Annotated in this window: 12 protein-coding genes and 1 tRNA gene; 7 read left to right on the plus strand and 6 right to left on the minus strand. The window is 64.4% G+C overall.

Annotated elements, in window-relative coordinates:
• Window positions 1-92: 92 nt before the first annotated feature.
• Window positions 93-941, minus strand: a complete 849-nt coding sequence (gene proC, locus E3T43_RS15465) for a pyrroline-5-carboxylate reductase (protein ID WP_134473092.1) — start codon at window positions 939-941, stop codon at window positions 93-95.
• Window positions 942-1,033: 92 nt separating this feature from the next.
• Between proC and E3T43_RS15470 the strand changes: the two genes are divergently transcribed.
• Window positions 1,034-1,996 (plus strand): cation diffusion facilitator family transporter, encoded by a 963-nt coding sequence (locus E3T43_RS15470; protein ID WP_134473093.1) that lies wholly within the window; start codon window positions 1,034-1,036, stop codon window positions 1,994-1,996.
• Between the two features lie 3 nt (window positions 1,997-1,999).
• On the opposite strand, the gene tadA is transcribed toward E3T43_RS15470, so the two are convergent.
• The gene (tadA, locus tag E3T43_RS15475) at window positions 2,000-2,476 is read right to left on the minus strand and encodes a tRNA adenosine(34) deaminase TadA (RefSeq protein WP_166791351.1); all 477 of its coding nucleotides are present in this window, start codon (window positions 2,474-2,476) and stop codon (window positions 2,000-2,002) included.
• A gap of 44 nt (window positions 2,477-2,520) precedes the next feature.
• On the opposite strand from tadA, the gene upp reads away from it, so the two are divergent.
• From upp to E3T43_RS15495, 4 genes are all read left to right on the plus strand, one after another.
• Window positions 2,521-3,153: a uracil phosphoribosyltransferase gene (gene upp, locus E3T43_RS15480; protein WP_134444226.1), complete on the plus strand. Its 633-nt coding sequence runs from the start codon at window positions 2,521-2,523 to the stop codon at window positions 3,151-3,153.
• 493 nt (window positions 3,154-3,646) lie between these two features.
• The gene (locus tag E3T43_RS15485; protein ID WP_092448442.1) at window positions 3,647-4,348 is read left to right on the plus strand and encodes a winged helix-turn-helix domain-containing protein; all 702 of its coding nucleotides are present in this window, start codon (window positions 3,647-3,649) and stop codon (window positions 4,346-4,348) included.
• 376 nt (window positions 4,349-4,724) lie between these two features.
• The gene (locus E3T43_RS15490; protein ID WP_134473099.1) at window positions 4,725-5,132 is read left to right on the plus strand and encodes a MarR family winged helix-turn-helix transcriptional regulator; all 408 of its coding nucleotides are present in this window, start codon (window positions 4,725-4,727) and stop codon (window positions 5,130-5,132) included.
• Between the two features lie 265 nt (window positions 5,133-5,397).
• Window positions 5,398-6,096, plus strand: coding sequence for an SDR family oxidoreductase (locus E3T43_RS15495; RefSeq protein WP_092448443.1), 699 nt, complete (start codon window positions 5,398-5,400; stop codon window positions 6,094-6,096).
• A gap of 3 nt (window positions 6,097-6,099) precedes the next feature.
• Here E3T43_RS15495 and E3T43_RS15500 read toward each other — a convergent pair whose 3' ends face one another.
• Entirely contained in the window at window positions 6,100-7,563 is a 1,464-nt protein-coding gene (locus tag E3T43_RS15500; protein ID WP_134473094.1) for a cryptochrome/photolyase family protein, read from the minus strand.
• 280 nt (window positions 7,564-7,843) lie between these two features.
• Window positions 7,844-7,916, minus strand: a tRNA-Arg gene (locus E3T43_RS15505).
• A gap of 150 nt (window positions 7,917-8,066) precedes the next feature.
• Here E3T43_RS15505 and E3T43_RS15510 point away from each other — a divergent pair.
• Window positions 8,067-8,804, plus strand: a complete 738-nt coding sequence (locus E3T43_RS15510) for a flavodoxin family protein (protein WP_134473095.1) — start codon at window positions 8,067-8,069, stop codon at window positions 8,802-8,804.
• A 53-nt stretch (window positions 8,805-8,857) separates the two neighbouring features.
• Window positions 8,858-9,256, plus strand: coding sequence for a DUF1294 domain-containing protein (locus tag E3T43_RS15515; RefSeq protein WP_134473096.1), 399 nt, complete (start codon window positions 8,858-8,860; stop codon window positions 9,254-9,256).
• On the opposite strand, the gene E3T43_RS15520 is transcribed toward E3T43_RS15515, so the two are convergent.
• Both E3T43_RS15520 and E3T43_RS15525 read right to left on the minus strand, forming a co-directional pair.
• Window positions 9,243-9,812, minus strand: a complete 570-nt coding sequence (locus tag E3T43_RS15520) for a hypothetical protein (protein ID WP_134442029.1) — start codon at window positions 9,810-9,812, stop codon at window positions 9,243-9,245. The genes E3T43_RS15515 and E3T43_RS15520 overlap by 14 nt on opposite strands.
• A 304-nt stretch (window positions 9,813-10,116) precedes the next feature.
• Window positions 10,117-11,652: a plasmid pRiA4b ORF-3 family protein gene (locus E3T43_RS15525; RefSeq protein WP_134473097.1), complete on the minus strand. Its 1,536-nt coding sequence runs from the start codon at window positions 11,650-11,652 to the stop codon at window positions 10,117-10,119.
• Window positions 11,653-11,824 lie beyond the last annotated feature (172 nt).

An 11,824-nucleotide genomic window follows, 5' to 3' on the forward strand; every position in this document is an offset into this window, starting at 1 on the left:
AAAGTCACGCCACCACGCCGAAGAACGCCAGACCAGCACTGGAATTGACTTCAGCGCAATCTGGCGTTCCGGAAATAGCTAGGAAACTCCCGCTAGGAGGCGGCGAGTTCCTTCGCACGCGCCAGGGCGGCATCCGTTGCGGTGTCGAAGAGTTCCTTGAGGCCACCCTTTTCGAGCTCCCAGACGGCGCGCTCGGTGGTGCCGGCCGGACTCGTGACCAGGCGGCGCAGTTCGCTCGGCGACTTGTCCGAAACGGCGAGCAGCGAGCTCGCACCGAGGAAGGTTCCGTTGACCATGATGGCCGCTTCTTCGGGCGTGAACCCCTTGGCGATGGCCGTTTCGGTGAGCTGCTCGATCAGGTAGAACACGTACGCGGGGCCGGAGCCGCTGATGGTACTGAGGGCGTCGAGCTTGCTCTCGGGAACGACCAGAACGTCGCCGACGGTCGCGAACAGGGCACGGGTGAGTTCGAGGTCAGCGTCGCTCGATCGGGTGCCGGCGCTGATGCCGGTGACGGCCATGCCGACGACGGCGGGCGTGTTCGGCATGGTGCGGATGACGTGCACGGTGCTCGGCAGGAGCGATTCGAAGGTGTCGATGGTGACGCCGGCCGCGACGCTCAGCACGAGCGTGCCGGGAGCGAGCGACGTGCCGATTTCCGCCAGCAGATCGGCGACCATGTACGGTTTGACGGCGATGATGACGATCTGGGCGCCGTCGATGGCTTTGAGGTTCGCGTCAGCGTCGATTTCGGTCGCGTAGGCGGTGACACCGTCGGTGTCGGCCAGCTCGGCGGCCTTGACCGCAGTGCGGTTGGTGACGCGAATGCCGCCCTCAACGGTGACGCCGGGCTTCAGCAGGCCGGCCAGAATGGCGCGAGCCATGGAGCCGGCGCCGAGGAAGGCGATCGTGGGCAGGGTCACATTCGGGGAAGAAGTCATCCGACCAGTCTACTTTTTCCGTCATCGAGGTGCCCAAAACGCCCCACCTGAGCGCAGCCTCCGCCAGCTGGCGCCGGTTCTAAGATGATCCCATGAGCGCATCGGGCGGAAACAAGGCAATCGTGGCGGCCTTCGCGGCCAATCTGGGCATTGCCATCACCAAGTTCGTGGCCTGGGCCTTTTCCGGCTCCTCCTCGATGCTGGCGGAGGCGGTGCACTCGGTAGCGGATGCCGGCAACCAGTTGCTCCTGCTGCTCGGTGGTCGCAAGGCGAAAAAGCGGGCCGACCTGGAGCATCCGTTCGGCTATGGGCGCGAACGCTACGTCTACGCCTTCGTGGTGTCGATCATCCTGTTCTCGATCGGCGGTGTGTTCTCGCTCTATGAGGGTTTCGACAAGCTGCAGCACCCGCATCCGCTCGAAAATGCCTGGCTGCCGATTCTGGTGCTCACTATCGCCATGGTCCTCGAGGGCTATTCGCTGCGCACCGCGATTCGGGAATCGAACCATGTGCGAGGGAAGCAGAGCTGGGTGCAGTTCGTGCGGCACGCGAAGGCGCCCGAGCTGCCCGTCGTTCTGCTCGAAGATGTCGCGGCGCTCACCGGCCTGGCCTTCGCCTTCGTGGGTGTCGGCCTGACCATCATCACCGACGAGCCGATCTGGGATGCGATCGGCACGCTCGCCATTGGCGCGCTGCTCGTGCTGGTCGCGATCATTCTCGGCGTTGAGACCAAGAGCCTGCTGGTCGGCGAAGGCGCCAGCAGGAGAGACCTCGATGCCATCGAGGCGGCCATTCTCGACGGCCCGGAGACCAGGCGCATCATTCATCTCAAGACCCTCTATCTCGGCCCGGACGAGATTCTGGTCGGCGCCAAACTCGCCTTTGACGGCGACCACCGCTTTACCGACGTCGCCGCGGATATCAACGCCGTGGAGACCCGCATTCGAGCCGCCGTGCCGTTGGCCCGCACCATCTATCTCGAGCCGGATATCTACTTCGACCCGAACCTGGCCGACCCGCCGACCGACAGCTTCGTGATCAAGGGACTCGAGTAGGACTCAGCGCCGGCTTCTGCGCGCCGGATCCTCGAAGAATTCCCGCAGAATGGTGCCGCACTCGACCTCGTTGACGCCAGCGAAGACCTCGACCCGGTGGTTGAGTCGGCGGTCGCGCAGCACGTCGTAGACCGATCCGGCCGCTCCCGCTTTTTCATCCCAGGCGCCGAAGACGACCGTGGGCAGCCGGGCGGCGAGGATGGCGCCGGCGCACATCACGCAGGGCTCGAGCGTGACGATCAGGATGCAGTCGGTCAGGTGCCAGTCCCCGGTGTGCGCGGCGGCCTGGCGAATGGCGACGACCTCGGCGTGCAGGGTGGGGTCCTGGTGCAGCTCACGCTCGTTGCGGCCCCGGCCGATCACCTGGCCCGCGCTGTCCACGATGATGGCGCCGACCGGCACGTCGTCGGACGCCAGGGCGGCGCGGGCCTCGGTCAGGGCCAGCAGCATCCACTCATCGTGTTGGTCTCGTGCACCCATGTCTCACCTCATCGCGTCAGTCTGCCTCTAGTAGAATCGAGCCTATGCGAGTCCACGTTGCCGACCACCCGCTCATCACGCACAAGCTCACCGTGCTCCGCGATAAGAACACGCCGTCACCGCTGTTTCGATCGCTGGTCGAAGAGCTCATGACACTGCTCGCCTATGAAGGTACGCGCGGCGTGCGGGTGGAAGCCGTGACCGTGCAGACCCCAGTATCGGCCGCGCAGGGCGTGCGGATCAGCGATCCGAAGCCGCTCGTCGTGCCGATTCTGCGCGCCGGCCTGGGAATGCTGGAAGGTATGGTCAAGCTGCTGCCGACCGCCGAGGTCGGTTTTCTCGGAATGGCCCGCAACGAAGAGACGCTGCAGCCGACGACCTACGCCGAACGCCTGCCCGACGATCTGTCGGATCGGCAGTGTTTTGTACTCGACCCGATGCTCGCCACCGGCGGCTCGCTCATCGCCGCGATCAATTTTCTATTCGACCGCGGCGCGGTCGACGTGACGGCGATCTGCATCCTGGCGGCCCCCGAAGGCCTCGCCGCCGTCGAGGCGGCACTGGCCGGCCGCGAAGTGACGATCGTGCTGGGCGCCGTCGACGAGAAGCTGAACGAGCTGGGCTACATCGTGCCCGGCCTCGGTGATGCGGGCGACCGCCTGTACGGCCTCGTCTGATCTCATGCAGGTCCTGCGACCGACGACACGCTAGGCCTAGGTCACATCAATAATCTTTGATCGATCCGCGTTTCATCATGCAATATTTCACAAAGACGTGATTTTGCACGGAATCGCCTAAACGGGCAGCACGCTGCGAACGTGTTGCACGTCATTCGGCGACTTGCCGCGACGCCAAATTGACACGCGGCGTCACATTCCGCTTTACTCACAGTTATGACAACCAGCGCACGCCCCCTGACCTCCCTCGAGGCCCCCGGGACTGCCGCCATGATGATGGCCGGCACCCCCGCCATCCGCTGTTGCCGAATGTGCCGCTAACCGCGACGTTCCCCCTCGCGTTCACTGCCTGACAGTTCAGGCTGACGCCCCGAATGCTTTTCGATGCATTCGCCTTCCGGCCCCACGGGCCACACCTCGAGTCTCCGGCACGGAATAGGCGCTTCGCGCATCCGTCGGGCTCCCGTCGATCGAACAGTCAAGGACCTCTCCCATGTCTCTCGCACACATCCACGCCACTCGCCCCACGTTCAACCGCCCCGACCTGACCCTGGCCCCGCCGGTGGCCACCCCCCGCATTCGCGCCGTGCCCAGCGGTACCGAGGCTCGCGGCTTCGTGCTCTACGTCGGCATCGATGAAGCCAAGGCGGCCGCGGCCGGCACAAGCCTGAACCGCATCGTCGAGGCGCTCAAGGCCCTCGCCGCCGACATCGCCCCCTCGTCCGAGACCTACGCCGCCGTCGCTTTGGCGCCCCAGGGCGCCGGCGGCCGCGACGTTGACGTCGTGCGCCTGGCCCTGCAGGATCCGGCCGCACTCGCCGCCCACCGCGCCGAGCCCGAAGAGCTCGACCGAGCCCGCAGCGGTGTCGTCGTCGACATCTCCCGCAAGCGCGTCATTCTCGATAACGAGACGGCAGCACTGACCTACAAGGAGTTCGAACTGCTGCAGTACCTCGTGCTGCGTGAGGGCCGCACCATTGACCGGGCCGAAATCATTTCGTCGCTGTGGAACTCCGCCGACGAGGAAGACACCCCGAACGAGCGCACCATCGACGTGCACGTTCGCCGTCTGCGCTCCAAGCTCGGCCGCTACGAAGACATCGTGCGCACGGTGCGCGGTGTCGGCTACCGCTTCGACCGCCACGCGGACGTCGCCATCCGCCAGTCGACCACGCCGAGCCCCGACCTGTTCTGAACGGCCGCTCACGTGCTGCCGGTTAAAAGGACTGAGGGCCAGTCGCAGAGGCTACGACTGACCCTCTTCCCTTGCACCAAGAGTGTCCTGCAATCACATTTCACGTCGTCCGCCACAGCAAACGGTTGACGCACCTAAAACATATAACGAATAGGTAACGGGCGCCACCTTTGGTCCAGAAAATCACCTGCGAGTTTCATGCACGGCATCCGTTTTTTCTCAGAAAGCGGATGCTGCCAGCCCAGCCACCGACCCTGGCCCGGCCTGCCCCGCCGAGTCTCTATCCTTGATAGAACGAGGTTAGGAGCCGCAGGTGGTGGATCGAACAATCGCGGTGGGCGCGTGGGAATCGCTGTTTCGCGCCCAGGTTGCCATCATGCGCAGCCTGGCCGCGAATTTTCCGTCCAAGGAGATTTCGCTCAACGAGTACGACGTGATGTTCAACCTGTCTCGGCAGCCGGAGCGACGCATCCGCTTGCGTGATCTCAATCAGCACGTGCTGTTGACTCAGCCGAGCGTGAGTCGCCTCGTTGACCGGCTCGTGTCGCGCGGATATCTACACAAGCTCAGCGACCCGAGCGACGGGCGCGGCGCGATCATCGAGCTCACCGCGGCGGGCCTGGCCCTGTTTCGACGGGTCGCTGTTCTGCACATGGGCGCGATCACCGAGCGCATTGGCGAGTCCCTGACTCAGGCCGAACTGCTGCAGCTCGCCGCGCTGTGCGACAAGCTGCGCGTCGACTGCCCTGGCGAGCGTGACGAGGACCCAACACTCGACGCTTGACCCACGCCGGCCATCGAAAGGTCGGGCGATGGAACGAGGGCCCTACCCCTCGTCCCACCGAGGCAGTCCCTCGCAGGAATGCCTTCCTCACCGTGCGCCCGAACATTGCCCGGCGAGAAAATCGGGTGTAACCACGTACCGGTCCCTGGGAACAAAACGAACGCAGATAAATTGAGCAATGCTCGCTTCGGTCGATGCTATCCCAGCTTGGGGACGGAAACCCTAATCTTGCGCTAGCACTCAGCATCTCGTTTATCATGAAGCCATGGCTTCCCTCTCCGGTTCATCCGTTCTTATCGTCGGCGCTACCGGTGGCTTGGGCCGCGAAATTGCCCAGCTTCTGAGCGAAGAGGGCGCTCTGCTCACCCTGCACGGGCGCAGCGCTGAGCGTCTCGCCGAACTCGGCATCTTTGGAGCGACGGTCACTGGCGACCTGAGCGACCCGAGCACGGCCGCACAGCTCGTGTCCGCCGCCCTAGCCGCACACGGCCGCCTCGACGGAATCATCAACGCCGCCGGAGTCGTAGCGTTCGGCCCCCTAGCGGATGTCGCTGACGAAACAATAGATACCCTGATGGCGGTGAACGCGACGGCACCGATGCGCCTGCTCCGGGCAGCCCGTCCCGCTCTGACCGAATCATCCGGCGGGCATCGTGATCCGTTCTTTGTCACGCTCAGCGGCATTGTGAGCGAGCGCCCAACCGCGAACATGGCGGCATACTCGGCCTCGAAGGCAGCCCTCGCGGCCTTCGCGCAAGCGGCGGGCCGGGAGATGCGACGGGACGGCATCCGTTTTCTTGATGCACGACCCGGCCATACCGAAACGGGACTGGCCACCCGACCGATCCAGGGGTCAGCACCGCCACTACCTACCGGCTATCAGCCAGCGGATGTCGCCCGACGCGTCGTCGACGCGATCATCTCCGGCGAGCGCGACCTGCCGAGCACCGCCTTCGCCGGATAGGCCCTACCAGTCCGTGCGCGTGCGCTCCTGCGCCACAACCTCGTCGCGGTCCACAAGACGCCTCAGGCCGGCGAGCGGCTGGGCCATGCGGTGATTACCGCGGATGCGCGGCTCCACGCGATCCAGGAATGCCCAATATCCGGCCGTGAACGGGCAGGCCTCCGGACCCAGCCGAATTTTCGGATTGAACCGACAGCCCCCGCAGAAATCGGTCATCTTCGAGATGTAGGCGCCACCGGCGGCGTAGGGCTTCGTCGCGACAATGCCGCCGTCGGCGTGCTGTGACATGCCGACAACGTTGGCCGGCATGACCCACGGCGTTCCGTCGACGAAGGCATTGATAAACCAATCCGACAGTGCCGACGGTTCGTAGCCTCGCTGCAATGACCAGTTGCCCAGAATCATGAGGCGCTGAATATGATGCGCATACCCGGTGCGGGAAACCTCATCGAGCACGTGGCTCAAGCACCGCGCTTCGACGGCTGCACCATTCAATTCCAGAAACGCCGGCGGAAGCGGCTCGTGGGCGCCAAGAAAGTTGCTCTCCGCGACGTAGTTCTCGCCGAGGTGCCAGTACAGGTGCCAGACCCAGTCCCGCCAACCCATGATTTGGCGCACCACGGCCTCGGTGCTGGGCAGCGGAACCTGGCCGGAGTGGTACGCCGCGACGACCGCGTCGATGACTTCTTGCGGATGCAGGAGGCCGAGGTTGAGTGGAACGCTCAACCTCGAGTGGGCCATCGTGCTGTCCCCGATCAGCGAGGCATCCTCGAAGGGCCCGAAGTCCGACAGTCGCGTTTCGACGAAATCATCCAGCGCCGCGAGCGCTTCCGCGCGGGTAGCCGCAAATCGGCGCGGGCCATCCGCTCCGATCAGGTGCACTCGGCCCTCAGCGACGAGGCGGTCAAGGTCTCGGCGCACCTCCTCGTCGATGTCGTCTTCGACCGGGGCCCACGGTTCGGGCAGGCCGAGACTGGCCGCACGCTTCGGGGGCGGCTGTCGATTATCCTGATCGAAGTTGAAGCGCCCGCCCTCCGGCTCAAGGCCACGCATAAGTGTGCCGGTGGTCGTGCGCACGTGGCGGTAGAACTGCTCCATCACAAGCCGGGATGCGGGCCGGCCGTCGGCCCAACTGGCGAAGTCCTGCTCGCTCGTCACGAAGCCTCGACTCGGCAGAACGGATGCGCCCAATTCTGCGACCAGCGCGCGTGCGCCCCACGAGGTGGGGTTGATCACCTCGAGATCACGGCCCTTGAGCACGTCCCGGTAGTGCTCGGCTCGCAGAGACTCTGCGCGATCACCCAACTCCCGCGCGCGGTGGCGAAGTGCGCTCAGGATGAGGTGGGCTTTAGCCCGGTGATACGTGCGTCGCCCCAGAACGGCAGTCGCCTCGACCAGCACAATGGGCCCACCGTCGTCATAGTGCGGACCGAGCTGATCAGCGAAAAGAAAGCGAGGCAGGGTCATAGCGCGATCTTACCGAAAACGGGCTTTGAGCTACCGGTCCAGCCGGTCGGGTACGGCGCAGACGGCGTCCGGCGACCCTGAAAAGAAAAGTTCCGCTCGACGCACGGTCGAACGGGACTGATGCTGCGCGCCTGAAGCGATACGAATAACCTCGCAGAGGCGGGCGACTGCCTCAGCCGTTAGTAGACGTCGTGACCGCAGAAGGGCACTTGTAGGGACCTTGCCCAACGAGAAAACCCCGTCCAACAGGCTAAAAGCCTGATGATACGGGGTTTATCTGTGCGCCCGAAGGGATTCGAACCCCCAACCTTCTGATCCGTAGTCAGATGCTCTATCCGTTGAGCTACGAGCGCATGTCAATCTCGCGAACTTTAACGACCGGAGACAACTTGAAAACTATACCAGCTATCGGGAGCTCTCCGCGCCGCCGCCCGGCTGCGGCGCGCCATCGGCGGCAAAATCAACCCCTGTTGTAGGCCCCGGTCGAGTGATTTACTAAACGGGTGAACGAAACCAACCGCGCCGATGCGACAGCCTTTGACTACTCCGACCTGCGCGCCGTCTTCATCAATTGCACCCTGAAACGCAGTCCCGAGGTGAGCAACACCCAGGGCATCGTCGATCTCAGCGCTCGAATCATGCGGGAGCAGGGCGTGCAGGTCGACCTGATTCGCGCCATCGACCATGACATTGCCACCGGCGTTTACCCGGACATGACCGAACACGGCTGGCCAACGGATGCCTGGCCGTCCCTGTTCGAGGCCGTGCAGGCCGCCGACATTCTCGTGCTGGCCGGGCCGATCTGGCTCGGCGACAACGGCTCGGTGACCAAACGCATCGTGGAGCGGCTCTACGCCCACTCGGGCGAATTCAACGAGAAGGGCCAGTACATCTTCTATGGCAAGGTCGGCGGCGCCATCATCACCGGCAACGAAGACGGCGTGAAACACTGCACGTCGAACCTGCTCTACAGTCTGCAGCACATTGGCTATTCGATTCCGCCCGCCGCCGATTCCGGCTGGATCGGCGAAATCGGTCCAGGCCCGAGTTACCTCGACGAGGGGTCTGGCGGTCCGCAGAACGACTTCACCAACCGCAACACAACGTTCATGAGCTGGAACCTCATGCACCTCGCCTCGATCCTGAAGCAGAACGGCGGCATCCCGGCGTACGGCAACCTGCGCCAGGACTGGGACCGCGGCGAACGCTTCGGGTTTGAGCCGAACCCGGAATATCGGTAGCCGTCAATTCGAAAACTCGATAATTCCGGAAACCGGGTAGGTAAAATGAGGACATGGTTGCCGCCCGCTCTCGCCGGGGCCGCGGCAGCTATTTCGCGATTGCCGGCTTCGCGATGGTCTGCCTGGGCGTCGGCTGGTACTGGTCGCTGCCGCTGTGGGTGGCCGGCATCTATCTGGCGGCGAGCCTGGTCTGCTTCGTGCTCTACCTCGTGGACAAACGCCGGGCCCGCACCGCACGCCGGCGGGTATCGGAGCGAACGCTTCTGCTCTGGGGATTGGTCGGCGGTTGGCCGGGCGCAATCTTGGCGCAGCAAACTGTTCGGCACAAGACGCAGAAGACGAGCTTTCGCCGCGCGTTCTGGCTCACGGTCGTCGTCAACGTTGGGCTGTTCGTCACACTGAGCTCACCGGCATTCGACGAAGTGCTCGGCCAGCTGTTCAGTATTCGTTGAATTCTTCCCCGGTTTCGGCCTCGTGCTTAGCCTTCAAAATGGCCAGATTGATCAGCACAAACGCTTCCAGGCGCTCGTTACGATGCTCGGCGTAGTCGGGTTCACGTTGATCGACGGCCAGTTCGATGAGCTTCGATGAGACGGCCGAGCTGACCTCTTCACTCGCCGACCGTTGCGCACTCGCAACGATGCGTCCCACCTGGTCGTCATCATCGGCCACGGCGTCGAGGGCCAGAGCCAGCCGCTCGTGCACCCGCAAGCGCAGGGCGAACTGCTTGAGGTCGTGTCGTTGGTCGTCGGTCAGACTCAGCCGCCATTTCATTGACGCGAGGTCCTTGCTCATCCGGCTGACCCGCCGTGCGTACTCCTCGTTTTGCCGGGCCAGGTGGCGCAGCTCACTGCGGGCATCGTCGGCGTACCGCGCGGCATCGTAGTCGTCGTGCTCGCGGAGCGCGCCAACGATGATGTCGTTCTTCACCGCCATGCGCACGGCCGACACCGCGATCAGCAGGCCCTCATCGACGGTGCGTTCGAGGTCGGGCAGCTCAGCGTTCACGTCGGGTTCTCTGACGTTCGCGTGAGCGTCAGCACGACGCCGGGACAGGTTCCAAATGATTGCGCCACCACTTCCTCGTGCAGGTGACTTTCATTTTATCGAAGGAACTGGTCCGTGCCGTGCGCGGATTGTGTGAGTCCTGCCGTCCATCTGGTCGATGCGTGCGGTGGAGCACGAGGAGTGCGGTGAACGCATGGGAATCCGGTTAGGCATGAGTGTCGCCCTCAGCCTTGCAACGCTCCTCCTGGCCGGGCTGGGTCGTTCCAGACGGTGTTGAGCAGGTCGATTCGCGAGAATCTCAGGCTCACGTCCAGCGGGTGAGCGCGGCACGCGCAAGCTGCCGTGCGGCATCCGTTTCGAGTCCGTGCGAGACCGACCCTCTCGGCGGAAGCAGGCTGCCCGTTCCCGCCCAGCCGAGCACCCGTCGGGTGTCTGACGCGTCGCTCAGCGCGGAGTCGTTGCCGTAGCGCCCTCGCCCGCCAAAAGTCCAGCCCACCATTGAGGTGAGCAGATCGAGCGACTCGCGGAGGCGATCCCAAGAGCCGGCTTCACCGGCGGCCACGAGCATCAGGAGGAGCAATGCGCTGTCCCGGCCGTCATCACTGCGCTCGAGCGGAAGGCGGGCCGCGAGGTATTGCCACAGCTCCACCGGAGCATCGCGCAGCTGCGCACCCCGCTTGGTCAGCAGCAGGTCGCCCCGGAATTTGCGCACCAAGCCGAGCTGCGCAGCCGTCTCCCGCAGAAACAGCAGCGGGTAGGTTTGCGACTCCCGGTTGGCCTCGCCCCGCCAGATCTTCTCCGTGTCGAGCTCTTCCATCAGCGCCCGGACGCGCGCGGGAGGGAGATACCCGGCACTGGTCAAACGGATTCCGCCGCCCACGTTCCCCAGGAATGTCCGGATCACCGCGGTGGCCGTCGCGGCCTCGGCCTCATCGATCGGCGTCGGGCCCACCACGTCTGCGGACGCGAGGTAGCCAGCGAGGTGACGCTGCGCGTCCGGACTCACTCCCGCGAAGAGGATGTCCAGCTTGGAAGGCGTGCCGCCCGAGGAATTGTGGCGGCGCAGCCAGCCGAGTGCGGCGTCCGACCCCGCTAGCCGTTCCAGACCCCGGTTGATTTCGGCGAGATCGATCTCGTCGACGAACCGGTGCAAGCCCATCTCGAAGGCGATCTCCCGTTGCTCCGGGTAGTCAGGTGGCGTCGTTCCCGCAGCCACGGCAAGAAGGTGTTCCCAGCCGTAAATCCCGCCCACGTCTTCGACCGGCCCCCGGCGGCGACCGTCGACACAGCGCACGGCGGCATCCGTCACCGCCTGCTGCTGCGGCAGTACGTCTTCAAGTTTGATGGTGTGGTCCCAGTCGTCACCGAAATCATAGGTGTAGCGGAGCCAGTCATTCTTCTTCGCCAAGAGCTGATCGAGACGCAGCTCGCTTTCCAGCACGCCCTCGTCGCCCTCCTCAACGTCGTAAGGGGTGAGGATCCCCTGCGTCTCGTGACTGTGGCGGTCTGTGGCGAGCGCGAATCGGTGCAAGTGGCTGTTGGTCCAGCCGAACGCGGTCTGCAGCACGTCGTGCAGGACGTCGAGGGTCAGGTTCGACGGCAACGTGAGTCGCCGCCAGATCGGCGGGTGTGAATCGGCGAGGTCGACGCGGAGGCGGAACAGAACCGGAGTGTCAGGTGGTGTCAGCAGTGGGAGCGGCTTGAGCGGTGCATCCACGAACGCAAGGGCTGAGTGGTCGGGCGAACCCGAGCCGGCCGGCGAGGCGTCAAACCGCGCCTTGAAGTCAGCGAAGTCGGTCACGTTCTCGGAACTCGCGTCATGGTTGGGCGGTGTCGTCATACCGACAGGATATTTGAACTTGCTCAGGACCCTAAAACGGTTGGGGGTTGGGGTCGTCGGTGTTCCACGCGGTGTTCCAGGTGGTGTTCCAGGGGTCACTCAGGGGTTCGTCTGGTGGGGATGGTGCCTGTGGTGGCGTTTCGGTTTGTTGCAGGTGCGGACGGATGCGGGT

The organism is Cryobacterium sp. Hh7 (assembly GCF_004403155.1).
Taxonomy (GTDB): domain Bacteria; phylum Actinomycetota; class Actinomycetes; order Actinomycetales; family Microbacteriaceae; genus Cryobacterium; species Cryobacterium levicorallinum.

Bases quoted from the DNA above. Each gene is read 5' to 3' on its own strand.
- E3T43_RS15485 (WP_092448442.1), top strand. From the start codon at position 3,647: ATGTCTCTCGCACACATCCACGCCACTCGCCCCACGTTCAACCGCCCC.
- upp (WP_134444226.1), top strand. From the start codon at position 2,521: ATGCGAGTCCACGTTGCCGACCACCCGCTCATCACGCACAAGCTCACC.
- E3T43_RS15500 (WP_134473094.1), bottom strand. From the start codon at position 7,563: ATGACCCTGCCTCGCTTTCTTTTCGCTGATCAGCTCGGTCCGCACTAT.
- E3T43_RS15515 (WP_134473096.1), top strand. From the start codon at position 8,858: ATGGTTGCCGCCCGCTCTCGCCGGGGCCGCGGCAGCTATTTCGCGATT.
- proC (WP_134473092.1), bottom strand. From the start codon at position 941: ATGACTTCTTCCCCGAATGTGACCCTGCCCACGATCGCCTTCCTCGGC.
- E3T43_RS15470 (WP_134473093.1), top strand. From the start codon at position 1,034: ATGAGCGCATCGGGCGGAAACAAGGCAATCGTGGCGGCCTTCGCGGCC.
- E3T43_RS15495 (WP_092448443.1), top strand. From the start codon at position 5,398: ATGGCTTCCCTCTCCGGTTCATCCGTTCTTATCGTCGGCGCTACCGGT.
- E3T43_RS15490 (WP_134473099.1), top strand. From the start codon at position 4,725: ATGCGCAGCCTGGCCGCGAATTTTCCGTCCAAGGAGATTTCGCTCAAC.
- E3T43_RS15525 (WP_134473097.1), bottom strand. From the start codon at position 11,652: ATGACGACACCGCCCAACCATGACGCGAGTTCCGAGAACGTGACCGAC.
- tadA (WP_166791351.1), bottom strand. From the start codon at position 2,476: ATGGGTGCACGAGACCAACACGATGAGTGGATGCTGCTGGCCCTGACC.